Below are 24,799 nucleotides of genomic sequence, written 5' to 3' on the forward strand. Positions count from 1 at the left end.
TACATCTTGTGGGTTGTAAATAGGCCCACAAGATGCATAAGCTAGCTGAGTATCTCTTAATTCAGGACAAAAAGGAGATCCTTATTTTTTCATTTCCTTCACGGCATGATCCGCCGCCCTCGCTGCCAAGGCCATATAGGTCAGGGAGGGGTTTTGTGTTGCGGTGGAAGCCATGCAGGCACCATCGGTCACGTAGACATTGGTGCAGGCATGGAGTTGGTTGTGTTTGTTGAGCAGGGATGTTTTGGGATCATGCCCCATTCTGACTCCTCCCATTTCGTGGATATCCAAACCCGGCGCCCGGTTGTCGTCACGGGTTTTGATATTGATGAAACCTGCCTTTTCGAACATCTCGGTCATTTGCTCCTGATAATCCTTGATCATTTTCTCATCATTGTCATCATAGGCAATGTTGATTCTCAATTGCGGGATTCCCCATGCGTCTTTTTCATTTGGATCCAGGGCGACATAATTCGTTTCTTTTGGGATCGTTTCGCCCATCATATGGGAACCGACTCTCCAAGGGCCATAATTGTTCGCATTCAACAGATTTTCCTTCAATTCCATCCCGATACCACTTTGATCGGCATAGGGTCCACGATAGGCGCTGAATCCTGCAGCATAGCCACGGAGGAAATTCGTTTCCTGTTTTTCAACATTCCGGAACCTTGGAAAATAACCACTGGTGGGCCTGTCGCCCGAAGTGGTATATTCCTGATGGCCTTCATGCTCCGCGGAAACTCCCGCTCGGTAATTGTGGAAAGCGACAAATTTGCCTAACAAGCCATTGTCATTGCCAAGTCCGTTTGGAAAACGACTCGAAGTGGAGTTCAAGAGGATCAGGTTGGTATTGATTGCGGCAGCATTGAGGAAAATGACATCCGCGTAGTATTCTTCTGTTTCTTTGGTAACGGCATCCACGATTCTGACTCCGGTTGCTTTACCTTTTTTCTCATCATAAATAATGGAATGGACCACGGCATCGGTACGCATCGTCATGTTTCCGGTTCGCTCGGCCCAAGGTAGTGTGGAGGAGTTCGCACTGAAATATCCACCAAAAGGACAACCCCGCTGACAAAGGTTTCGATTTTGGCACTGGGCTCTGCCTTGGTCTTTGAAATTCTCGGCATTTCCTGAAATGTGGGCACATCTGGCCACGATCATGTGGCGGTCGTTGCCGTAGTTTTTCTTCAATTGATCCTGAAAATACTTTTCGACAACATTCAGCTTGTAAGCCGGCAAAAACTCCCCATCCGGAAGACTTGCCAAGCCATCTTTGTTGCCCGAAACACCGGCAAATTTTTCCACATGGCTGTACCAGGGTGCCAGATCCTTGTATCGGATAGGCCAATCCACTGCAAAGCCGTCCCTAGCTGGACCTTCAAAATCAAAATCGGAGATCCGCTGGACCTGTCTGGCCCAAAGCAGGGATTTCCCTCCGACTTGATAGCCACGGATCCAGTCGAATGGCTTTTCCTGAATGTAGGGATGCTCTTTGTCCTTCACGAAAAAGTGCTTGGAATCTTCTCTGAAATTATAACATTTGCTGACTATGGGATTTTCCTTTTGTTCTTGCTGGGTGATCTGACCTCTGTGCTCAAACTCGAAAGGAAGCAGATTGGTGGTGGGATAATCTTTGAGATGCTTGACATCTCGGCCACGCTCGATCACTAGGGTTTTCACGCCTTTGTCACACAATTCTTTGGCCGCCCAACTCCCACTGATTCCTGAGCCGATGACGATGGCTTCAAAGGTTCTTTCTTTTGCCGCGTCTATATTTAAATTAGCCATTGATTTTTTCTGATTTAAGGTCGGCGATCAGGACTTCTCCATTGTAATCTCCGGGGATTAGGGAATAGGGCTTCACGTTGGTCATGATGTATTCAGACATCATAAAACCCTGGATGGTAAATCTTTTGGTCGTATTCAGGAATGCACGGATGGTTTTATCTTCCTCGCCTTCCGAGGCCAGTACTGTTTTCAAAACCTGCTCTCTTTGGGGCACCTCCAGTTTGTCAAACACCTTTCCCCCTGTTTTTTTGCTGAATGCATCAAAAGCGGAAAGTCCATCCGAAAATGATTTTTGGCCTTCGGAATCTACACAATCATTGACCATCACGAGGATAAAGTCCTGAACGGCAAGGTCCGAAGCACCTTTGATATATCCTGCCGGGATGATGGTGTCGGCGATCTGCGCCAGTAATTTTTGTTGAGAGGTGGTGACGTTGAGGTTTTTATAAGCGCTGAGGATGTCGTCTTTGCTGAAATCACATGCCGGCACCAACACAAGGCCACCGGTGATCAGCGCAAGACTCCTGAGAGCGTCTCTTCTTTTCATGGTTTGGTCATTAGGGTTGAAGTGAATTGGAAACAAAAGGTAAAACGTTTTAGGAAAAATTCATAACCATTTGTCAAATCGGGGGATTTTTAAGAATCAAAACAATGCGTACGACCTTTCAGAATCCTGCTTTTTGAGGATGTTTATGGGAAGCCGAAGAAGCCTTTCTCTGGTTTTAGTTGATGTTCAGACCTTTCAACATTCCGTATGAAAAAAAATCAGAAAGCGATGACTGCATTTATAAATTATCGCCCTGATTTTTTCTTGAAATAACACCAAGCTCCGCAAAGGCAGCATTTTTCCCATCGCTGGTCTTAATGGCCTTCAACTTGATGAACTTCACCGACACAGGATTGAAGCTGACTTCTTGTTTGATCGGGTTGTTGGCGATATTGGAAAATTCCCCCTTACTGAGCGTTGACCATCTTTTTCCATCGAGGCTCCCTTCAAAAAGGTATTCTTGAATGACCCCCGACATGTACCGATTTTGGGGAGGCAAGTAGGCAAAACCCTGGATTTGGATCACTGCGCCCAAGTCGATCACCGCCTCATTCCCCGTGCTTGTCCAGAAAGTATTTTGGTCCTCGTCGATAAGGTTTTGTGCCTTTTCATCCATGTGGATAACTTTCCAGTTGGCTTTGGCAATGTCCAGATTTTCTTGCACCATCTCGCTGCTTTTCCCTGTTTTGGGGTCTATGGAGATCATTTTTAAAATGGTGGGTTCTTTGATTTGGAAACTTTTTTCAAAACGATGACTGCTTTTATCTGGTGCTGTCCCATCAAGTGTGTAAAAGATATCCACACCTTTCTCCGGGACAAGTAGGTTGATATTTCCGGATTTATCTCTGAGGAGATTGGGCTCGACCACCAATTTTGGTGCATTGAAAATGCCTATGGAAGAAATCGTTGGACTGGCCTTGGCGTCTTGGATCACCAAACGGATTTTACCAGTGGTAAAATCATCCAACCTCAAGATTCTTTTGAATCCAATCGTAGTGCCTTTTGCAATTTCCTTCCAGCCGGTTTCCGTTTCGATTTCTAGGGAAAATGTCTTTACCCTTTGTCCCAAAGGAATATATTCCTGGACCACAAAGCGATTAAAGGTGATCGGTTTTTCGAAGGCCAAGGTGATTGTGTTTTCCAAAACCCCATCTTCGGAAGCCCAATAGGTATCTTTTTCTGAATTCAAAACCTGCTTGCCTTCAAATCCTTTTCCACGGGCATTGCTGGTCGATATTTCTGCATTTTGGGCCAAATCAATTGCAAAATCCTCTTTTATCTTTGTGGATAACTTCAGGATTTGTTCCACATCCCGCTCATGGATCAAGCCTCTTCTGTCGACGGGAAAATTGATCAGCAAGGAGCTGTTTTTTCCGATACTGTTGTAATAAATGTCCAGCAAAGCGGGTAGTGACTTCACTTTGTGGTCCTCATATTCATGGTAATACCAACCCGGCCGGATGGAGACATCCGATTCTGCAGGCACCCAGTGCGAGCCATTTTCCTGCCCGGAAGCGTATTTTTCGGAGTATTCAGGCATTCCCGCATAGACGGAATCCCGCATCAAGTTGGACCAGGTGGTTTCGTAGGCGATGCCTTCCTCATTTCCCACCCAGCGTACATCGGGTCCGGCATCCCCGAAGATCACCGCCTCTGGCTGGAGTTCCCGGACCAATCCAAAAGTGTTTTCCCAGTCATAATAGGACTTTTTATCCACCCTTCTTTCTTCATTGGCACCACCATAATATCCTGTCCCACCGTTTGCCCCGTCAAACCAGACCTCGAAAACATCGCCGTAGTGGGTCAACAATTCCGTCAGTTGATTTCTCATGTAGTCGATGTATTCCGGCTTTCCATAGTCCGCATGATTGCGGTCCCATGGGGAATAATAAATCCCCATTTTCAATCCATATTCGGCACATGCATCCGCCAGTTCCCGGATCAAATCTCCCTTTCCTTCCCGCCAAGGTGAGTTTTTAACGGAATGATCCGTATAGGCCGAAGGCCAAAGACAGAATCCATCATGGTGTTTGGCCGTAATGATGATTCCCTTCATTCCCGCATCCTTGACCGTCTTGGCCCACTGTCGGGTATCCAAGGCAGTTGGGTTGAATTGGGAAGGACTTTCGTCTCCCATTCCCCATTCCATGTCCGAAAAAGTGTTCATGTTGAAATGGACAAATCCATAAAATTCCAGCTCCTGCCAAGCCAGTTGCCGGGCCGTGGGAATGGGTTCAACTGCTGCGGGAGCATCTGTTTTTGGACTCTGACAGGCCACAAAAAGGAGTAGGATGAGTAAATTCTTTTTCATGCATGATGGGATTGCGAGACCATATTAACGAAAATTCCCCTCTTGCAGAAATGATAAAGATGACAGGGCTGCGCTTGGATAAGATTTGGTCGGAAATGGTCAAAATAATACAGTCAAAAGCCTGATTCAAGTTGTGTTCATGGAGGATTTCCCGAGCGTTTGAATTTCACTTATCCAGCCTCACCACAGTTTAAAACATACATCGCTGCTGTTCATAAAATCTATGAAAGCAAAAATCTGTATTATCCTTATCTTTAGCTTCCATATTCCATCCAATAATGAAAAAATTGACCCTACTGTTAGCCCTTTTGTTCCCCTTGTCACTTTTGGCACAAACTAAAATCCTGATTCAAGAAGCAGGGACAAACCAAGCCATTCCCGGCGTCTTGGTGAAGGCGCCCGGACTCAAGCCTCAAGTGTCGGATAGTTCGGGAGAAGTGCTCCTCGAGTTTTCAGCACCGCTGCTCTTCGTTTTTTCACATGTTTCCTTTGAAACCCAGTCCTTGGAAATCGCTCCCGGGACAAATGTTACCATCCAACTGAAAAGCGCTACCAATGCGCTATCTGAAGTGATTGTCATGGGTTTTGAGTCGGAAAGACCCTTGCTGAGGCAGGCAGGATCCGTCAGTCGGGTACTCGAGAATGAACTCTATCGCTTCAACGAAACCTCCATCGTCAATGCCTTCAATACCAAAGCGGGCGTACGCGTAGAAGAAAGGGCACCGGCGAGTTACCGGATTTCCATTCGCGGAAGTTCACTGCGCTCCCCTTTTGGGGTAAGAAACGTAAAGGTCTATTGGAATGAGGTTCCCTTTACCGCTCCGGACGGTACCACCCCATTGAATCTGCTCGATTTGTCCAACATCCAAAACACCGAAATCATCAAAGGCCCAGCCGGGAGCATCTATGGCGCGGGAAATGGTGGCGTGATCAGCCTGACAAGTCGCCAGGAAATCAATGAAAACCGGATTGCCGCGGATGTCGGAGTGGGTGATTTTGGATTGCTTCGGTACAGGTTTGGGCTGGACCAAAAAGTGAATGGTGGGGGATTGAGTGTTTCCTATGTAAAACAAAAATCCGATGGCTATCGGGAACACAGTGCTGTGGACCGGGAGGTTTTTCAATTGTCAGCTCTCCTCAAATCCTCCGACAAACAGAAGTTATCCACACAAATTCTCTACACGGACTTGGACTACCAAATCCCAGGGGCGCTCAATGCCGCGCAATTGGCAGAAGATCCCACACAGGCGAGACCCGGATCCGTAGGCCAAAACAGTTCGATTTCACAGAAATCCCTCTATGGAACATTGTCACATTCCTATACCTTCGGTTCGGAATTGGAAAACGTGACCTCGCTATATATGAACACCACGGATTTCGAAAATCCGTTTATTTTGGATTACAAAAAAGAAACCGCCTTCGGCTATGGGGGAAGAACCAAGTTTGTCCACAACGGAATGTGGGGAAATTTCCCTGTGAGAATGGTTGCGGGTGGGGAATACCAATTTTCCAAAACCTTGGCCCAGAACTTTGGCAACCGTGCCGGTAAGGCAGACACCATCCGCTTCAGCGATGACCTCATCGCTTCCCAAGCGTTCTTGTTTCAGCAACTGGAATTCGAATGGTCACCAAAAGTCCTGATGACCCTTGGTTTCAGTGAGAATTTTTCCCGTTTCGAAATCGACAGGACCATAGATGCAGGCCGCAACAATCCAGCGACAAATGTCAGGAAATTTGACCCGATTATTGTTCCACGGATTGCCTTGTCCGTTCTTTTGAATGCCAATTCCGGGGTGCACGGGAGCATCAGTTCGGGTTTTTCTCCGCCGACCATCGACGAAGTCAGGACCAATGAAGGAAGCATCAACCTGGATTTGGAGGCAGAGCGCGGCGTGAATTATGAACTGGGATACCGTGCCCAATTCGGGAGATTCAATCTTGACTTGACCACATTTTACTTCAAACTTGACCAAACCATCACGACCTTTACCAATGCCCAAGGCGTGGTCTTGTTTCAAAATGCGGGAGCCACAAATCAGAAGGGGATAGAAGCCAGTCTGGACTATGCCCTGATCCGGAACCAGGCTGGTTTAGTGCAGGAATTGAAAATCGCCCATGCCTTTACGGGACATTATTTTAAATTTGCCCAATTCACCAAAGGCAACGATGATTTCTCGGGTAACAAACTGACAGGAGTCGCTCCCAATACACTGGTGAACCAGTTGGATCTCAGAACAAAACCTGGGTTTTACCTGAATTTCACCCACCAGTATGTGGATAAGATCCCCTTGAACGATGCCAATACCGTTTTCCAAGACACCTACAATCTGGTTGGAAGCAGGCTGGGATGGAGGAATACACTTGGAAGCAGGTGGGATTTGGAGTTGTATTCGGGTGTGGATAACTTACTCGACGAAAGCTATAGCCTTGGCAATGACCTGAATGCTTTCGGCGGAAGGTTTTTCCAACCGGCCCCGGGAAGAAATTGGTATGGTGGGTTGAAAGTCGGATTTAGATATTGAAAATCTAAAAGGAAAACAATCCGATTCACCAATCAAGGCTCCTTGAAAATTCGGCTTGAAAGACCAAAAAGAGTCCAGTTGAAAATGCTTATTATTAGAATCCCATGAAAAAAACGCTCCTCTTTCTTGCCGCAATTGTGCTGGTTACACCTGTTTTTGCCCAGGAAACAGAAAAACCAATCCCAGACCTGATTTCATTTGAGACCAGCCATCAAGGGACCTTTAACAAAGTCAACATCAGTTATAAAGCCATTTCTGGAGAAACATTTCTCAGAAACCATGAAGGAGAGCCAGTAGCGGCGTTATGGTCAACTGCTTACCTCAAAAATGAGCAGGGACAATCCAAGCGGCCCGTAACCTTTGTCTTTAACGGCGGCCCTGGATCTGCTTCCGTCTGGCTCCACATGGGTGTACTTGGGCCAAAAATAGTCCAAGTGGATTCTGATGCAAAGGAAGACGATGGAGCAGCCCCCTACCCACTTATCCACAATGACCTGGCACTGCTCGACCTGACGGATTTGGTGTTTATTGATCCAATAGGCACAGGATACAGCAAGGTCATCGGCAAGGGAAAGGAGGAAGATTTTTGGGGCTTGACTGAGGATTCCAAGTCCATTGCACAGTTCATTCGGATGTGGATCACCCAACATCAAAGATGGCAATCTCCAAAATATATCATTGGGGAAAGTTTTGGCACCACCAGGGCTGCAGCTGTGACCGCGGATTTGGAAAAGGGTGGTCAGAGCATGGCGATGAATGGATTGATTTTGATTTCACAGGCCTTGGACTATCAGGGATCGACCTCTGAGCATGACATTATTCCTTCCTATTTCACCTATTTGCCCTCCATGGCCGCCACCGCTTGGTATCATGGCAAAGCGGGACAGGGCAAAACCCTGAAAGATTTCGCCGAGGAAGCCCGTCAGTTTGCTTACAACGAGTATATTTCAGCACTTTATAAGGGAAATCTTTTGCCAGATGGGGAAAAAAAGAAACTTGCAGAAAGGTTGGCTTATTTTACCGGTTTGAACACCAATTATATCCTTCGCTCGGACAACCGTATCCTGATGTCACGTTTCCAAAAGGAACTGATGCGGGAGGAAGGGCTCACCTTGGGAAGGCTGGATGGCCGATATTTGGGAAGTGAAGGAGACTGGGCGGCAGCAAATCCCACCCTGGGAGATGTTGCCAGTTATGCCATAGACGCGGCCTACACTGCAGCCTTGCAGAGTTATTTTGCACAGGAGTTGAAGACAATTGTAGACCGCCCATACCTTACCTCCAACGGCAATATTGGTCAAAAATGGAATTGGAGACCCGTTTCCAAGGACAGTTATTGGGAGCCCGCTTTCGTGAATGTCGCCCGAGGATTGGGGGAATCCATGCGGAGGAACAAAGACCTGAAAATCCTGGTCGCCAACGGCTACTATGATTTGATCACTCCGTTTTTTGATGCGGAATACACCTTTGCCAGACATGACATTCCCATGGAACGGGTAAAGATGACCTATTATGAGGGAGGGCACATGATGTACAACCACCGACCGGATTACGAGAAACTGATGGCGGATATCCGGGAGTTTTTGTCAAATTAATAAAAGGCTGTTTCTTAAAGGAGACAGCCTTTTTTTCTTGGTTGGAATGGCAATGTTAGCAATGCTTTTCGACAATCCAACGTTGAAACAGTTCGTGTTTTCAGGTTCCTCTATCCCTTGGTTTACCCAAAACATGCACTAGGTCGCCTAATGGGCTGGAAACCTCAAAAAAATCAGCACATTTGGGGGATATGGCTTAGTATCAATATGGTAAAGTTAAAAACAGCAAACAACTGACTGATTGTAAATCGATTTCAGACTGAAAAAGAATTGGCAATACACAACAAGGATTCAATTTCTCACCTCATCCATTGCTTATTTTTTCAAAAATTCCGGAATTCAGAAACGATCGAATTGCATATTTAGGTAAAAAAAATGCATCTTGTTATCAGCTTTTTAATCCAAGCCCATATCAAAATGACCGCAACTTTTCTCAAGCCGAAACAAGCCCTCAACAAAGCGTTTCTTAAGGTAAAGCCCAACCGAAATGAAATAGAGATTTTTAAGGCAAATTTGATCAAGCTGATTGATCAAAGCAATGAAATTGAATCCGAAGAGTTTCACAAGAATCTGGTCACCGACTTCCTCAAAAAGACATATTACGACCCCAATCATTACATCAATACCAAAGGCAGAAATGACCTTGTGATCCATAACGGTGACAAAGCAAAATCCACGGTAGGTGTGATTTTGGAAGCCAAAAAGCCGACCAACAAGTCGGAAATGCTCAGCACGGCAAACATCAATTACAGGGCATTCCAGGAATTGGTGCTTTACTATTTGCGGGAACGGATCACGCACAATAATCTGGAAGTAAAGCACTTGATCGTCACCAATATCCATGAGTGGTTCATTTTTGATGGACGGATTTTTGACCGGTTTTTTGCTCAAAACAAGCCTTTGGTGAAGCAATTTGAAGAGTTTGAAGCCGGGAGACTTTCTGAAATCAAAACTGATTTTTTCTACAAGCACATTGCCGAGCCAGAAATTGAAAAGGTAAAAACACAAATTGAATTCACCTATTTTGATATCCGCAGCTATGACAAACCCTTGCGCAATGCGGACAAAAAGGATGATGCCAAACTCATCGCGCTTTATAAGCTCCTCTCTCCCGAGCATCTATTGAAACTTCCTTTTGCCAATGATAGCAATAGCCTGGACAAACGCTTTTATGAGGAATTGCTGCATATCATCGGCCTTACGGAAACCAAAGAGGGAGGAAAGAAAATCATTGGTAGAAACAAGGCAGGCGCACGCAATTCTGGAAGTATTCTCGAAGACGCGATGATACAGCTGGATTCCTTGGACAAGCTGGGACAACTTGAAAAGCCCAGCCAATACGGCAGTACAAATGAGGAGCGGCTTTTTAATGTAGGCCTCGAGCTCAGCATTACATGGATCAACAGGGTATTGTTTCTCAAACTTCTGGAAGCCCAATTGATCACTTACCATAAAGGGGACAAATCCTACGCTTTCCTGAACAAGAAAAACATCCAGGATTGGGATGAACTGAATTCGCTTTTCTTTCAGGTCTTGGCAAAAAAGCTGGAAGAAAGAAACGAGGATGTGAAACATGCATTCGCAAAAGTACCCTACCTGAACTCCTCGCTTTTTGAGCCTACTTCTATGGAGCAAAGGACGATCATGATCAATTTCCTAAAGAATGAAAAAACCATTCCGGTGATTTCTTCCACGGTTTTGAAAAATGAGCAAGGCAAAAAACTGACAGGTTCACTCACCACGCTGGAATACCTGTTCAAGTTCCTTGATGCTTACGATTTCGCCAGTGAAGGATCAGAAGAAATTCAGGAGGACAATAAAACCTTGATCAATGCCGCTGTCTTGGGTCTGATCTTCGAGAAAATCAATGGCTACAAAGACGGCTCTTTCTTCACTCCTGGATTTATCACCATGTACATGTGCAGGGAAACGATCCGAAAAGCTGTTTTGCAGAAGTTTAAGGAAGCTTTAAAAGACCTCACCCCTGGCCCCTCTCCTCAAAGGAGAGGGGAACAACCCCAGAAAATAGATCCAGTGATACTGCAGCATGCCAGGGATATGAGAAAAAATCCTACCAAGGCGGAGGATTTTTTATGGCAACTGGTTAGAAACAGAAAATTACTGGGGTTTAAATTTAGAAGGCAGCATCCTGTAAATCAAAAATTTATTCTTGACTTTTTTTGTCAAGAGTTGATGCTGGGAATCGAACTTGATGGAGATTATCATCTGAATATTGACCAAGCAGAATATGACGAAGGTAGAACATATGAGTTAACAGAATTAGGAATTACCATCATCCGTTTTTCAAACGAGGAGGCAATCTGGGAAACTGAAAAGATATTCGAGGCAGTAAAAATTCATTCGGAAGCCATTCACCCCTCTCTTCAGGGAGAGGGGCCGGGGATGAGGGACTTGAAATCCATAGCTGATGTGTATGATATCATCGGGCCAAATGAAATATTCAGTTATTCGGAAGCAAATAACCTCATCAACTCCATCAAAATCTGTGATCCAGCAGTTGGCTCTGGACATTTCTTGGTATCTGCGTTGAATGAAATTATTGCAGTAAAAAATGACCTCAAAATCCTTCAGGATAGATCTGGAAAAAGACTCAAGGAATATCATGTTGAAGTGGTCAATGATGAACTGATCGTCACCGATGAAGATGGGGAGCTTTTTGAGTACAATCCCAGCAACAAGGAATCCCAACGCATCCAAGAAACCCTCTTCCATGAAAAGCAAACCATCATCGAAAACTGTCTTTTCGGCGTGGACATCAACCCCAACTCCGTCAAAATCTGTCGGCTTCGGCTTTGGATCGAGTTGCTGAAAAGTGCGTATTACAAGTCCCTCACCCCCGCCTCTCCCAAAGGAGAGGAGCAATCACCCCTCTCCTCTGGGAGAGGGGCCGGGGGTGAGGGTACTTGGACGAGAGAATTGGAAACCTTACCCAATATCGACATCAATATCAGATGTGGAAATTCGCTGGTTTCCCGCTTTGCCTTGGATGAAGATCTGAGCCAGGCACTGAAAAAAAGTAAATTCTCCATCGATGCCTATCGAATCGCCGTGGATCGCTATCGCAATGCAGAAAATAAGGAAGAAAAGCGGGAAATGGAGCGGTTGATCAACACAATCAAATCTGACTTCCGTTCCGAAATAGCCAAGAACGATCCCAAAATCAAGCGAAAAGCAGCTTTGGGAGGCGAACTCTACAACCTCACCATGCAAACAGGCCTTTTCGAGGAAGCGCCAAAAGAGAAAAAAGCCAGACTCGCACGGGTCGAAAAAGTCAGTGTAGAGCTCCACAAACTGGATACAGAAATCGATGAAATCAAGGCCAATCAGATTTATGAAAATGCCTTTGAATGGCGGTTTGAATTCCCGGAAGTCTTGAATGATACTGGGGAATTTGTGGGTTTTGATGTGGTGATCGGGAATCCGCCTTATATCCGACAGGAAGAATTTTCTCCACTTAAACCTTATTTACAAAGCCGATTTCAAACATTCACAGGAACTGCCGATCTCTATGTTTACTTTGTGGAGCTGAGCATGAACCTGCTGAAAAATTCCGGAGACTTTATTTTTATCATTCCAAACAAATGGATGAGAGCGGGCTATGGCAAGGCAATGAGGAAATACGTAAAAGGATTTCAAATCAAGGAATTACTCGATTTTGGAGATTTACAGGTGTTTGAAGAAGCCACCACCTATCCTCTGATTATTGGGCTAAGAAAAAATATACCCTCCTCAAACTTCACCGCAGTCAATCTAGACACTTTGGACTTTCCATTGGGAATGGAATCCTATTTACAGGAAAACAGAATTGAAGTACTCACGGAGGGATTGGCTGAAGAAGGATGGACATTGACAGATAGCAAATCGCAGCAACTTTTACTGAAGTTAAAATCCCAAGGCGTACCACTAGCCGAATATGTGAATGGTAAAATCTATAGAGGAGTTTTAACAGGACTAAATGAGGCCTTTGTCATTGATGAGGAAACCAAGGATCGGTTGATTGCGGAAGATGCTAGCAGTGCGGAAGTGATTAAACCATTACTAGCTGGTAGAGAGATAAAAAGATACCAAAACCCAATTGCTGAGAAACACCTAATTCTGTTTCCAAAAGGATTTACGATAAAAAGAAATTTGCCGGAAAACGACCCAAATTATATCAATCAGGTTAGTGAACCTCCTCGGTATGGTTATATGGATTACGATCCTGCCTGGGAATGGATTAGGAAAAATTACCCAGCCATCGCAAATCATCTAAAACCTTTTGAAAAATCAGCCAGAAAAAGAACCGATCAAGGAGATTTTTGGTGGGAATTGAGAGCTTGTGATTATTATGATGAATTTGAAAAGAAAAAAATTGTTTGGCCAGAGACCTCTTATGAAAATCAATTTACAATTGTGGAGGAAGGCATACACTTAAATAAGACAACATTTTTCATCCCAAACATAGATTTTTATTTATTGGGATTATTAAATTCAAAGTTGGCAAAGTTTTATTTTGGATCAATTGTCTCAAAAATGAGAGGAGGTTACTTCTCCATGTCAAAAGCCTATGTTGAAACATTTCGCATTCCGTCACTTAATGAAGAAAATATAATATCAAGTCTGGTTATTGAGATTGATGAAATTAAAAAGCAAAATCCGCTTTTCAGTACCGCTGATATTGAAACCAAAATCGATAATTTAGTTTATGAGTTGTATGGGTTAAATGAAGAAGAAATTGGGATAGTTGAGGGAGGTTTAGTATGAAAGAAAAAAAAGAATTTGCAGGATTTTGGTTTTTATCTGAAAATCCTCAAAAAATAGTCCCGGGAACAGTCAAGTTTGATCCAGATACTTCATTGAATCTTGAGCTTATAGGAAATTTTTTTGAGGAAAAAATTTCATTTTTTGATCATGGTAAAAATTACTCGGAATTAATACATGGAGTTGATTCAGAAGGAAAAAAAATCTCTCTGGTAAAATGCCGAGTATTTAATCATGTAAAAACATATAAATCAAAATTTTCTTTAACAAAATATAAAATAGGTTATTTGTTAGAAGGAATTCATCTTTCTAGTGAAAATGATAAGACATTTTTTCAAGCAAATTTTCATACTGATAAATTAAATGGATGGTTTGCTAGAACCAATATAAAAAATTCATACACATTCAATTCTGATAATGAAATATCAGGTTTCAACTTAAGTTATGACAAGTCAAAGGACGGATTCTCTTTCCAATCAATATTCCAGGGAGATTTTTCCCTGGAAATTTTGAGTAACAGTTGGCAGCATGAGAAAGATTTTGACGGTATAGATATTAAGGAGATCTATACCGTCAAAATAAAACAAAATAGTCAGATTTCATTTGTTGATTTTATTGAATCGATTGAAAAATTAATTTTATTTTTTGAATTCGCCTTTACATCCAGAGTTAAAATTCAAAGTTTATACCTATTTCCATATAAATCCCATTTAAAAAAGGAGACCGATAAATCAATTGGCTTATATTATTTGCAAAGCCGCAATTTAAGGCCAAAATCACCCTATGAAAGACCAATCTTTAATTTTAATTTGATTTCGGAGTCTTTTGATAAAATATTGAATAATTGGATGTCAATCGATAAGAGATTAGAGCCAATATTGAACTATCTAATAAAAAGTTTTCAGAACGATCATAATTTTGATCCAAGCAACTTTATGACAATAATAAATACTTTAGAAGGTTTTCATAGAAGATTCAGAGAAAGCAAAAAAATTGAACTTAAATCAAGATTAAATTCAATTATAGATGAATTTAAAACTATAGATATTATTACGAGACTTGATTTAGATACTTTCAAAATATCGAAGAATAGGCATTATTATTCTCATTTTTATGAAGAGGATTATGAATATCTTTATGAGATAGGTGACCTATTCGGTATAACAGTAAATTTGAGAATTTTATTAATTTGCTGTATACTAAGACATATAGGTTTTGATGATAATCTTTTAAATAATGTTAATTTAGATACTTTATAAATATTAAAAATAATGACGATACCCCCGATACTTTATAAGTATAGAGATTATAATAATGAGTATAATAAAAGAACTCTTTTTAATTTTGAAATATTTTTAGCATCTGCATCAATGTTCAATGATCCATATGAAGGATCAATCCCCTTTGTATATAATTCAGAGGACTTAACAAAGGAAAAACTATTTCAAAAAAGAAAGCTCATTGCAAAAAAACTTCATCCAAGTTGGAATGAGATGCAAATTGATGAATTTTGTAATAAAGCTCAGGAAGAAGATTTAATAAATGATCCAGAACATATAGAAAAAATGAGACTTTTAAATATTATGGAAATTGATAAGACTTTTGGTATTTTCTCGTTGACTCCAAATCACATGAATTATTTAATGTGGTCACATTATGCAAATTGTCATAAAGGTTTTTGTATTGGGTTTGACACCAAAGCTTTATATGACCAAATTGACGGTTCTATTGGACCTGTTAAATATCAAGTTAATATTCCTAAAATGGATTTATTTGGGAATTCTTTTGAATTTTATATAAAACAATTATCTACCAAATCTAAAATTTGGGAGTATGAAGATGAATTTAGAATTGTCAAAGCCAATGGTTCAAGAAAAACAATAAAATACGATAAAGATATTTTAAAAAAAATTGTCCTTGGCTGCCAAATGTCTCAGGATGATAAAAATGAGATAATAAATTTTGTGATTGCGCATCAAATAAATTGTGAAATATCTGAATTGAGTTTAAATAATGAGGAATTCATTCTAAACGAAATGAAAATTTATTAAGCTCTATTTTTTCATTTAATCGAACCTGAACAACCAAATCGAAATATTTCAGGGAAGTGATGGTCAGACTCAAATTGAGGTAAAGTTTGAGAGGGAAACCTTTTGGCTCTCTCTACAGCAAATCTCGGATTTATTCCAAAGGGACAAGTCGGTGATATCCAGACATATTAAAAACATCTACAGGGATGAAGAACTCAATAGAGAGTCAACTGTTGCAAAAAATGCAACAGTTCAAACGGAAGGCAGAAGAAAGGTAGAAAGAGAGGTTGAGTTCTATAATTTGGACCTCATATTATCGGTGGGGTACCGAGTGAATTCTAAACAAGGTACACGGTTTCGAATCTGGGCAACCCAGCGACTAAAAGAATACCTTGTCCAAGGCTATGTCATCAATGAAAAAAGACTTGCTCAAAAGCAGCAGGAAGTTCAAACACTTAAAGACGGAATACGGATATTAAGCCGGGTAATAGAACAAAAAGCAAAAGATCAAAACCTGGATTGGCTCAATCACTTTGCGAAAGGACTGGAGTTGCTGGATGATTACGATCATGAAAATCTAGATAAGAAAGGCTTAAGTATGGGGCCAGCCAAGTATCCGGAACTTGCTGATTACCATAAGATAATCTCAGCAATGAAGTCTGATATTGAATCAGGTATTTTTGCAAGACAGAAAGACGGAAGCTTTGAGAGCGCGGTTTCACAGATCACCAAGGGCTTTGGTGAAGAGGATTTCTATCCCAGCCTGGAGGAAAAAGCAGCTACGCTCCTTTACTTGATCGTGAAAAATCATGGTTTTGTGGATGGAAATAAAAGAATTGCGGCAGCCTGTTTTCTCCTCTTTTTGCAATCTAATGATCTATTGTATAACAATGATGGAATTTCTATCATCAGCAATGATGCATTGGCCAGCTTAACACTCTTCATTGCCTCAAGCAAACCTGAAGAGATGGATACCGTGAAGAAATTGGTGATCAGCGTGCTGAATAGGAACAATAGTTAGAAATCGATGTTTAAGTCGAAATAATTTGAGGCTCATTTAAAATAAATATCTCCCGAAATCAACTGTGAGGTAAAACCAACAATCAGAAAAAATACAACAAAGGTTTACATATTGAAAACTTTCTGTTTATTTTAGAGGTTTACAAAAAAGGATGATTTGAAAAACATCATTGCAATCAAGAATCTGAAAGAGTTCATAAAATGGCATCCTGACTCCAAGTCGAGCATAGAGACTTGGATAGCGGTTGTCAAACATGCTGACTGGAAAAAACCCTCTGATGTAGTCAAAGATTTTCCTGATGCAGATCCTGTCAAAAATAATCGGATTGTTTTTAACATCAGCAGAAATAAGTACCGCCTGATTGTACAAATCAATTATTTAAGACAATGGGTGTTTATAAAGTTTATCGGCACGCATTCAGAATATGACAAAGTAGATGCATCCAGCGTAGATCATTTCTAATTGTAAAACAAATGGTAATCATGAAATGGGAAAAAATAATCACAACAGATCAGGAGTATGAAAAAGCCCTGGCCAGACTTACCAAAGTCTTTGAAGCCAACCCGGACACTGCTGAAGGTATGGAAGCGGAACTTCTCGTAACCCTAATTGAGAAATACGAAAAAGAGCACTATCCGATCTCCCTGCCAGATCCCATTGCCGCCATACGTGAGACAATAGAACGCCTAGGCCTAAAAGACAAAGACTTGATCGAGGCTATTGGCAGCAAAACGGCCGTAAGCTTGGTCCTGAATCGAAAAAGAGCACTCACCATAGAGATGATTAGAAATCTGGAAGTGATGCTTCACCTTCCAGTTGAAGTGCTGATTCAGCCTTACCCTTTACATACCGAAACCAATCGGGTAAAGCCCTGACTTGAAAAAATGTGATTTATTCGGCATCCTAACAGGATTCTCTATATTTGTGGTTAAAACCAATACAATGGAAAAACCGACATTCAACATAGAAGAAGTAAATAAAATCATACGGGGGCGTAGGTCCATGTTCCTGGCACAATTCAAGGAAAATGATCCTGTGGATGACGCCATCATCGAGGAAATGCTGGAAAATGCCAATTGGGCCCCAACCCACAAACTGACCGAACCATGGAGTTTTACCGTGTTTTCGGGCAAAGGATTGGCAACATTGGGGGATTTGACCGCCAAGGTTTACAAGGAAAGGGCTGAAAAAAACGGAAACTTCGTGGAAGCCAATTTCAACAAGTTCAAGGAAAATCCATTGAAAGCTTCCCATATCATCGCCATCATGATGAAGCGGGACATGAGGGCAAACCTGCCGGTGATGGAGGAAATTGCCTCTGTGGCCATGGCGGTCCAAAACATGTACTTGACTGCTTCTGCTCATGGATTGGCTGCGTATTGGGGCACCGGCGGCCTTACTTTTTGGCCTGAGGCAAAGGAATATTTTGATCTCGGCGAAGAAGACATGTTGATGGGATTTTTCTACATCGCCAAACCGGCAACTGACAACTGGCCTGCTGGAAAAAGAAAACCGATAGCAGAAAAAGTAACTTGGGTGAAAGAATAAAACCCAGAAGCGATATACTCAAAAAGGCTGTGGACAATCCACAGCCTTTTTGCATTAAAAGAAACTGGTTTTTTATAATCCCCTGAATGCCGGAGGCGTAATGCCATTTGCCCTGATATAGGAAATCGCAGCGCCACGGTGGTGGGTAGCATGGTCATCGACCAATCCGACCATTTGTCTCCTGGTCACTCTTCCTGCAAACGAATCAATCTGCTCGTTCAATTGCGCTTCGGTCAATTTGCTGAAAGTGCTTTTTCCATAATCAAAACAAGCCGTAACAAATGCCTTCAGTTCTTCCTTGGTTTGCGGTTTTGCATCTGAAGCAAAACCGGGTTCTGCGCCTAGCAAAAATCCTTTGCTGATGCCAACGATGCTGGAAGAGATGTGGGTAACTTGCTCCTTGAAGCTCATCGCTTCAGCCTCAGGCCTGTAGTCAAGCAAATTATCCGGCATTTTGTCTACCACTTCCAGAGTAAACTCTTTTCCATTTTCCCATTTGGCCATAAATTCTTCCATCGTCGTCTGCGCCATTGAGGCGGCTCCTGTGAGCAAATAGGCAAATAGCCCAAATGCTAGCGTGAGAATATTTTTTTTGTTTTTCATAGTATGTTTTTTGATTCTTCCATAAATATCCTGTTTCCTATCCGCAAATCAAACCAATTCGATAACTTTGGAATTATGCGAAAAAGGAATTTAATCTGTTTGTTGGGGGCATTGGTGCTGATTTCCTGCGAAAGCGATTATCTCCCAAAGCCAAAAGGGTACAATAGGATCGACCTGCCTGCACACGCATTTACTGCGGTCGAGGAGGTACTCCCCTATCAATTTGAGGTTTCAAAATACGCAACCGTGGAACCTGATTCTTTCAATTTATCAGAAAAATCCTGGATCAACCTCAATTACAGGGAAATGGGAGCCAAGGTCCACCTCACTTATTTGCCTTTGGGCGGCAAGGACAAGGACCTGAAAATAGTCTTGAAGGACGCCATCAATTTGACGGCGAAGCACCAGATCAAGGCTTATGGGATTGAAGAATCCATCATGCTGACGCCAAAAGGATATACGGGAGTGATCGCCGAACTCAGCGGAGAAGTGCCCACCCAGTTTCAGTTTTTCGTCACCGATTCCACAAGCAATTTTTTGAGAGGTGCGCTTTATTTCAATACCGCCATGAAAAACGATTCCTTGGCACCTGTCATTGAATACATCAAGGTGGACATGGCCCATTTGATGAATACCCTTGAGTTTAAAAAACGTTGAAAAATCCTGCAGATTGAACGATTCAACCCGCAGGATTTCATTTTTTTATTTCATTTTCTTCCAACTCATGATGATAAACAATCCACCGGCGACCGTAATTGCCGTGGCAATCATCGCATAAGGGGTATTGTCATAAATCCAATATCCTACGGCAAACAACGCAGAATAGATCATGACCGACCCCACCAGCATCAAGCCTATTTCCATGGGAAGCTGACCTTGTTCTTGTTTTTCGGCAGGATATTTATCCAATAATTTTTTCCAGCCAAATGATGCCGGCCTGATTTTCCTGTAGAAAGAAAGCAGAACTTCTTCTTTTTCGGGCTTGGTCAGAAACGTGGCCAATACCCAGCCCACAGTCGTAATGCCGACCCCATAAAGCAGCTTCAAATAAGCTTGGTTTTCGGGAATAAGGACCCATTCCACTCTTGGATTGATGACTTCAAAGAAAATGGCCACGGCAAAGGAAATGATCATCGCATAGATTTCTGTATAGGCATTGATCCTCCACCAAAACCATCTCAAGATAAAGATCAATCCCGTACCCGCACCGATTTGGAGCAAAATATTGAAGGCCTCCAAGGCATTCGAAAGGTACAGCGCCAGCATTGCGGCCATTGCCATCAGCAAAACGGTGGAGATTCTTCCCACAGCCACCAACTCCTTGTCTGTCGCTTCCGGCTTCAGGAATCGGAGATAGAAATCATTCACGACGTAAGAAGAACCCCAGTTGAGGTGCGTGGAAAGTGTGGACATCACCGCCGCGATCAAAGAAGCCAACACCAAACCGATCAAACCTTTGGGAAGGAAAGTCAGCATCGCAGAATAGGCCAAGTCATCTCCCAATTTGTCTGCAGGAATATTCGGGAATGCCGTCTGAATGTCACTGATCTGTGGAAATATAATCAAGGACGAAAGGGCAATGATGATCCATGGCCAAGGACGCATGGCATAATGGGCAATATTGAAAAACAAGGTGGCACCGATGGCGTTTTTCTCGTCTTTTGCAGACAGCATCCTTTGTGCGATATAACCTCCGCCGCCTGGCTCTGCACCCGGGTACCAAGTTGCCCACCATTGGATGGCCAAAGGCATGATCAAGAGTGGGATCACCGTGTTCCAATCATTGAAATCGGGAATCAAGGAGAGTTTGTCAGAGACATTGGGGTGGGTAAGCAGATTGTTCAAAGATCCGATTTGAGGCAAATCGAGGATGTAATAGGCTGCGCCAATGGAACCTGCCATGGCAATGAAAAACTGGAAAAAATCGGTCAGCAAAACGCCTCTCAATCCTCCCAAAGAACTATAGACCACAGTGACCACAGAGGCCAAAAGCAAAGTTTCGACGGGACTCAAGCCGAGCATAATGCCACCTATTTTGATGGCGGCAAGGGAAACAGTGGCCATGATGACCACATTGAAGAAAACACCGAGGTAAAGAGCCCTGAATGCCCGAAGAAAAGCAGCAGGCTTTCCTCCGTATCGCAATTCATAAAATTCCAAATCAGTCGTGGCTTCCGATCTTCTCCATAGCTTGGCATAGACGAATACCGTCAACATCCCCGTGAGCAAAAAAGCCCACCAGACCCAGTTGCCCGAGACGCCATCCTTTCTCACGATATCGGTCACCAAATTGGGTGTGTCGGCTGAAAAGGTCGTGGCCACCATGGATACACCCAATAACCACCAAGGCATGTTTCTGCCGGAAAGAAAAAATTCCTTCGCCGAGGAACCCGCTTTTCTGGAGGTGTACACACCTATCAACATGGAAACCACAAAAAAGGCGAGTATAATGCCCCAGTCAAGTATTGATATATTCATTGGCTTTTTGTTTTTTCAGGATGAAAACTTGTGTTTGTTTATTGATTTTTTTTATTTTCTATTCTAAACTTCCTTAATAAATTTCACTAAGGTAAAAAATTATTTAGGAATTGCAAAAGTGGAATCTGAGGAATGAAAATAATTGATCTCGGTCAAGATATTGAATTTTATCAGTCTTTTGTTTTATGGGGATTGAATTAACTTTGCGCCAGCAAGAAAAAAAATCATTCTATGAGCAATTACCCTTGGTTAAAGACAATTGAACAAGCATATGGATTGTCTATCGCCCCTTCTCAAATCCAGAAATTCGGGGGAGGGCATATCCACGCGACATTTTTAGTCGATATTGAAGGGAGCCGCTACATTTTACAACAGTTCAACCAAAGCGTTTTTCAGTTTCCCGAAAGAATTTCACACAATCAGGCTTTGGTCCTTCGGGATTTGGATCGTTCCTCGCTTTCTTTTCAACTTCCTTTGCCAATCGTCAACCTGAGAGGCGAACTGTTTACCAAAACCGAAAACAGCTTGTTCAGGCTTTCTCCTTTTGTTTTTGGGGACTGTGTCAATCAGGTAAAAAGTGAAGAACAGGCTTTTTTGGCAGCTAAGGCCTTTGCTGAATTGATTATCGCAGGGAAGGATGTGGATCCAAACGCATTGCAGGAAGTAATTCCGGATTTCCACAACCTGGAATTCCGGTATCAGCAATTGGAAGAAGCCTTGTCCGAAACCAAATTGGAGATCCAGGGTGAACTCAAAGACTTGGTGGACTTTTATCTCGGACAGTATTCCTTGGTGGAAGAATATTTGGAATGGAAAAAAATATTGCCCAGAAGGCTGACCCATAACGACACCAAAATCAACAACCTGATTTTCTCGGAAGACGGCTCCAAGGTCAATGCCGTGATCGACTTGGACACCTTAATGGCCGGATATGTGTTTTTTGATTTTGGGGATTTGGTCCGAACAGTGGCATGTACCGAGGAAGAGTCCTCCACAGATTGGGAGAATATCAGCTTTGACCAAAAAAAATATAAGGGGCTGTTCTCAGGTTTTGCGGAGGCTGGAAAGGATTTTTTCACAAGGGAGGAATTGGACTCCCTTCCGTTTGGAGGCTTGATGATGACCTATATTATGGGTTTGCGTTTCCTTGCGGATTATCTGCGGGGAAACATGTATTACACCACCCACTATCCTGACCAGAATCTCCACCGCGCCAAAAACCAGATGATCCTATTGAAAGCGATGTCCAATCTTAAACAATCCTAAGAAACTGTTTACGCCACTCCACCGTCAAATTCATCCAAACATCCAATATTCGGTTTCGGCCCTCTCGTCCTACCTTCTTCCAAATTCCGCCTTCGCTTCCTCCAAAAAGGCGATAAAACCCGGGATACTGCTGTCATAGGATTTGGGCCTTATCAGCAATTCGGCATTGTGGTCCAGCAGGACATAGTAGGGCTGGGCATTGTTGTTGAAACGGGTGATTTGGAAATCGGCATTTTGCTTTCCGATTGTTTTTTTCACTTTGTCGTCATATTCAGAAGTGTACCATTCGGATTCCGGCAATTCATAACGCTCATCGATATACAAAGCGACCATCACAAAATCCTCTTTCAGGATTTTAAGCACCTGCGGATCTGACCAGACTCTGGCTTCCATTTCCCTACAGTTGACACAACCATGGCCCGTAAAGTCGATGAAAAGTGGTTTTCCTTGCTTTTTGGCCGCAGCCAATGCTTGGTTATAATCAAAGTATCCTTGGATTCCATGTGGAAAATGAAGGAATTCTGAATATTTAGGGATTTCATCCAGTGTGGTTTCCGCCGCAACTTCACCTCTGTTTTCCAGAATATTGAAATCATGGCTGGACATCGGAGGAAGGTAGCCGCTCAAGGCTTTCAAAGGAGCACCCCACAATCCGGGGATCAAATACACCACAAATACAAAGGTGGCAATCGCCGCCATCAATCTTGGAACGCCGAGATATTCCATTGGAGAATCATGCGCAAGCCGGAGTTTGCCGAGCAAGTACACCCCCAACAAGGCAAAGATCACAATCCAAATCGCAAGGTAAATGTCCCTGTCCAAAAGTCCCCAATGATACACCTGATCCGCTATGGAGAGGAATTTGAATGCCAAGGCCAGTTCCAAAAATCCCAAAACCACCTTGACGGAATTCAACCAGCCGCCTGATTTCGGCAAGGAATTCAACCAGCCCGGAAAAATCGCAAACAAAGTAAATGGAATGGCAAAAGCCAAAGAAAATGCAAACATCCCCAAAATCGGTTTGAGCAATGCCCCACCCGCCGAACTGATCAGAATGGAACCCACGATGGGTCCGGTGCAGGAAAAGGAAACCAAGACCAAGGTGAAGGCCATAAAGAAAATGCCCGTCATTCCTCCCTTGTCGGATTTCTCATCCATTTTGTTCACAAAACTGCTGGGTAAGGTCAATTCGAACATCCCCAAAAAGGCCATGGCGAAGAAAATAAACACCAGGAAGAAAAATACATTCGGCACCCAATGTGTCGAAAGCCAGTTCGCAAACTCAGGGCCTTGGATCGACGCCACCGCAGTGCCGGCAATGGTATAAATGGCAATAATGGAAAACCCATATATAAAGGCATTCCTGATTCCCGCTATCTTGGATTTTGCCCTTCCGGTGAAGAAGGTAACCGTCATCGGGATCATTGGGAAAACGCAGGGGGTCAGCAAAGCTGCCAGTCCTGCCAAAAAGGCAATGAACATAAAACCGATCAGACCAGAAGTTTCGTCTTCATAGTCCAAAGAAATAAAGGATCTTTCGGTGGTGTCTGGGGCCGTAGTACTCGTTTCCGAAATCTCCGTTTCTTCAACCCCTTCCTCCGCTTCAATCCCAAGATTTACTGGTTCCGAATCTTGAGAAGCCACTTCCGGAGCAGTTGGGCTGGTCGCAGCAGCGGTTTTGGCCTGAGCCTGGATCGAAAAATCCTCTTCATAAAGAATGCACTGCCCCGTGATATCGGAGCACATTTGGTATTCAACTGTTCCTTTCAGGGAGATGTTTGGGTCGATAATCTTGATTTTCTGACGAAATTCGCCCGTGCCAGCGAAGTAGGTGACGTCGCCTTCCCATACCTCATCGAATTTCTTTTTGGGGTTGATGGGCTTTAACTTTTCTGCAGCAGAAATTCCTTTGGAACCTTCCAAGGAAAGGCTGGTGAGGATTGGCCCCACGTTTTCATCAAAATCATTGGAATAGATATACCAATTGGTCGGAATGGTGGCTTTCAGGATGATTTCCACCTCCTCACCGACTTGGAGCGCTTGCGTGGAAAGCTTGATGTCCCATTTGGGTGGCTTGATAAGCTGTCCAAAAGACTGGAAAGCAAGCAAAGTCAAAAAAGTGGAAACCAGGAATATTTTTATTGTTTTTGCCATTTCGGATGATGGTGTATGCTAAACTGATTGGTAAAGGTGAAATACCGGAGATTAGTTCCTAAAAATGGAGGGTTTAACCCGTATCATGCAGTACTGATTCTATTGCAGCCTGAAATTGTTTGATAATCAGTCTTGGTTTACAATTTCGTCCTTGGCCTTATCGGCAATAGAG

General features: G+C 43.0%; 17 protein-coding genes. 11 read left to right on the top strand and 6 right to left on the bottom strand.

All coding sequences use genetic code 11. The features are described 5' to 3' along the window. Positions 1-81 precede the first annotated feature (81 nt). The 3 genes from Q7J63_RS08275 to Q7J63_RS08285 all read right to left on the bottom strand — a co-directional run bounded on the left by Q7J63_RS08275 (position 82) and on the right by Q7J63_RS08285 (position 4,649). Positions 82-1,791 carry a GMC oxidoreductase gene (locus tag Q7J63_RS08275; protein WP_304885339.1) on the bottom strand — a complete coding sequence of 570 codons (1,710 nt, stop codon included), beginning with the start codon at positions 1,789-1,791 and terminating at the stop codon, positions 82-84. Then, positions 1,784-2,338 carry a gluconate 2-dehydrogenase subunit 3 family protein gene (locus tag Q7J63_RS08280; RefSeq protein ID WP_304885341.1) on the bottom strand — a complete coding sequence of 185 codons (555 nt, stop codon included), beginning with the start codon at positions 2,336-2,338 and terminating at the stop codon, positions 1,784-1,786. The genes Q7J63_RS08275 and Q7J63_RS08280 overlap by 8 nt, the downstream gene beginning before the upstream one ends. A 238-nt stretch (positions 2,339-2,576) precedes the next feature. Beyond that, a complete protein-coding gene (locus Q7J63_RS08285) occupies positions 2,577-4,649 on the bottom strand; it encodes an alpha-L-fucosidase (protein ID WP_304885343.1) in 2,073 nt (690 codons plus the stop codon). Positions 4,650-4,927: 278 nt separating this feature from the next. Between Q7J63_RS08285 and Q7J63_RS08290 the strand changes: the two genes are divergently transcribed. The 9 genes from Q7J63_RS08290 to Q7J63_RS08330 all read left to right on the top strand — a co-directional run bounded on the left by Q7J63_RS08290 (position 4,928) and on the right by Q7J63_RS08330 (position 18,126). Next, positions 4,928-7,171, top strand: a complete 2,244-nt coding sequence (locus Q7J63_RS08290) for a TonB-dependent receptor domain-containing protein (protein WP_304885344.1) — start codon at positions 4,928-4,930, stop codon at positions 7,169-7,171. A 104-nt stretch (positions 7,172-7,275) separates the two neighbouring features. Then, positions 7,276-8,766: a S10 family peptidase gene (locus Q7J63_RS08295; protein ID WP_304885346.1), complete on the top strand. Its 1,491-nt coding sequence runs from the start codon at positions 7,276-7,278 to the stop codon at positions 8,764-8,766. A 417-nt stretch (positions 8,767-9,183) separates the two neighbouring features. Then, positions 9,184-13,530: a DUF559 domain-containing protein gene (locus tag Q7J63_RS08300; protein ID WP_304885348.1), complete on the top strand. Its 4,347-nt coding sequence runs from the start codon at positions 9,184-9,186 to the stop codon at positions 13,528-13,530. Then, entirely contained in the window at positions 13,527-14,786 is a 1,260-nt protein-coding gene (locus Q7J63_RS08305; RefSeq protein ID WP_304885350.1) for a HEPN domain-containing protein, read from the top strand. The genes Q7J63_RS08300 and Q7J63_RS08305 overlap by 4 nt, the downstream gene beginning before the upstream one ends. A 12-nt stretch (positions 14,787-14,798) precedes the next feature. Beyond that, positions 14,799-15,578: a DUF2971 domain-containing protein gene (locus Q7J63_RS08310; RefSeq protein ID WP_304885351.1), complete on the top strand. Its 780-nt coding sequence runs from the start codon at positions 14,799-14,801 to the stop codon at positions 15,576-15,578. A 151-nt stretch (positions 15,579-15,729) separates the two neighbouring features. Next, entirely contained in the window at positions 15,730-16,578 is an 849-nt protein-coding gene (gene rhuM / locus Q7J63_RS08315) for a RhuM family protein (RefSeq protein WP_304885353.1), read from the top strand. Between the two features lie 156 nt (positions 16,579-16,734). Next, a complete protein-coding gene (locus Q7J63_RS08320) occupies positions 16,735-17,040 on the top strand; it encodes a type II toxin-antitoxin system HigB family toxin (protein WP_304885355.1) in 306 nt (101 codons plus the stop codon). Between the two features lie 20 nt (positions 17,041-17,060). Further along, positions 17,061-17,453, top strand: a complete 393-nt coding sequence (locus Q7J63_RS08325; RefSeq protein ID WP_304885357.1) for a type II toxin-antitoxin system HigA family antitoxin — start codon at positions 17,061-17,063, stop codon at positions 17,451-17,453. A 67-nt stretch (positions 17,454-17,520) separates the two neighbouring features. Then, positions 17,521-18,126 (top strand): nitroreductase, encoded by a 606-nt coding sequence (locus Q7J63_RS08330; RefSeq protein WP_019596097.1) that lies wholly within the window; start codon positions 17,521-17,523, stop codon positions 18,124-18,126. A 72-nt stretch (positions 18,127-18,198) separates the two neighbouring features. Here Q7J63_RS08330 and Q7J63_RS08335 read toward each other — a convergent pair whose 3' ends face one another. Next, positions 18,199-18,729 (bottom strand): DinB family protein, encoded by a 531-nt coding sequence (locus Q7J63_RS08335; protein ID WP_019596096.1) that lies wholly within the window; start codon positions 18,727-18,729, stop codon positions 18,199-18,201. A 75-nt stretch (positions 18,730-18,804) separates the two neighbouring features. Between Q7J63_RS08335 and gldD the strand changes: the two genes are divergently transcribed. Continuing rightward, positions 18,805-19,386: a gliding motility lipoprotein GldD gene (gldD, locus tag Q7J63_RS08340; RefSeq protein ID WP_026333435.1), complete on the top strand. Its 582-nt coding sequence runs from the start codon at positions 18,805-18,807 to the stop codon at positions 19,384-19,386. A 45-nt stretch (positions 19,387-19,431) separates the two neighbouring features. On the opposite strand, the gene Q7J63_RS08345 is transcribed toward gldD, so the two are convergent. Further along, positions 19,432-21,207, bottom strand: a complete 1,776-nt coding sequence (locus Q7J63_RS08345; protein ID WP_026333434.1) for a sodium:solute symporter family protein — start codon at positions 21,205-21,207, stop codon at positions 19,432-19,434. A gap of 231 nt (positions 21,208-21,438) precedes the next feature. Here Q7J63_RS08345 and Q7J63_RS08350 point away from each other — a divergent pair, with 231 nt between their 5' ends. Further along, positions 21,439-22,473, top strand: coding sequence for a phosphotransferase enzyme family protein (locus tag Q7J63_RS08350; protein WP_304885362.1), 1,035 nt, complete (start codon positions 21,439-21,441; stop codon positions 22,471-22,473). 69 nt (positions 22,474-22,542) lie between these two features. Here the strand turns inward: Q7J63_RS08350 and Q7J63_RS08355 are convergent, their stop codons facing one another. Beyond that, entirely contained in the window at positions 22,543-24,627 is a 2,085-nt protein-coding gene (locus Q7J63_RS08355) for a thioredoxin family protein (protein ID WP_304885364.1), read from the bottom strand. Positions 24,628-24,799: the final 172 nt, after the last annotated feature.

It is taken from the genome of Rhodonellum sp., from assembly GCF_030656585.1.
In the GTDB taxonomy this organism is placed as follows: Bacteria; Bacteroidota; Bacteroidia; order Cytophagales; family Cyclobacteriaceae; genus Rhodonellum; species Rhodonellum psychrophilum.

Bases quoted from the DNA above. Each gene is read 5' to 3' on its own strand.
- Q7J63_RS08275 (WP_304885339.1), bottom strand. From the start codon at position 1,791: ATGGCTAATTTAAATATAGACGCGGCAAAAGAAAGAACCTTTGAAGCC.
- Q7J63_RS08280 (WP_304885341.1), bottom strand. From the start codon at position 2,338: ATGAAAAGAAGAGACGCTCTCAGGAGTCTTGCGCTGATCACCGGTGGC.
- Q7J63_RS08285 (WP_304885343.1), bottom strand. From the start codon at position 4,649: ATGAAAAAGAATTTACTCATCCTACTCCTTTTTGTGGCCTGTCAGAGT.
- Q7J63_RS08290 (WP_304885344.1), top strand. From the start codon at position 4,928: ATGAAAAAATTGACCCTACTGTTAGCCCTTTTGTTCCCCTTGTCACTT.
- Q7J63_RS08295 (WP_304885346.1), top strand. From the start codon at position 7,276: ATGAAAAAAACGCTCCTCTTTCTTGCCGCAATTGTGCTGGTTACACCT.
- Q7J63_RS08300 (WP_304885348.1), top strand. From the start codon at position 9,184: ATGACCGCAACTTTTCTCAAGCCGAAACAAGCCCTCAACAAAGCGTTT.
- Q7J63_RS08305 (WP_304885350.1), top strand. From the start codon at position 13,527: ATGAAAGAAAAAAAAGAATTTGCAGGATTTTGGTTTTTATCTGAAAAT.
- Q7J63_RS08310 (WP_304885351.1), top strand. From the start codon at position 14,799: ATGACGATACCCCCGATACTTTATAAGTATAGAGATTATAATAATGAG.
- Q7J63_RS08325 (WP_304885357.1), top strand. From the start codon at position 17,061: ATGAAATGGGAAAAAATAATCACAACAGATCAGGAGTATGAAAAAGCC.
- Q7J63_RS08330 (WP_019596097.1), top strand. From the start codon at position 17,521: ATGGAAAAACCGACATTCAACATAGAAGAAGTAAATAAAATCATACGG.
- Q7J63_RS08335 (WP_019596096.1), bottom strand. From the start codon at position 18,729: ATGAAAAACAAAAAAAATATTCTCACGCTAGCATTTGGGCTATTTGCC.
- gldD (WP_026333435.1), top strand. From the start codon at position 18,805: ATGCGAAAAAGGAATTTAATCTGTTTGTTGGGGGCATTGGTGCTGATT.
- Q7J63_RS08345 (WP_026333434.1), bottom strand. From the start codon at position 21,207: ATGAATATATCAATACTTGACTGGGGCATTATACTCGCCTTTTTTGTG.
- Q7J63_RS08350 (WP_304885362.1), top strand. From the start codon at position 21,439: ATGAGCAATTACCCTTGGTTAAAGACAATTGAACAAGCATATGGATTG.
- Q7J63_RS08355 (WP_304885364.1), bottom strand. From the start codon at position 24,627: ATGGCAAAAACAATAAAAATATTCCTGGTTTCCACTTTTTTGACTTTG.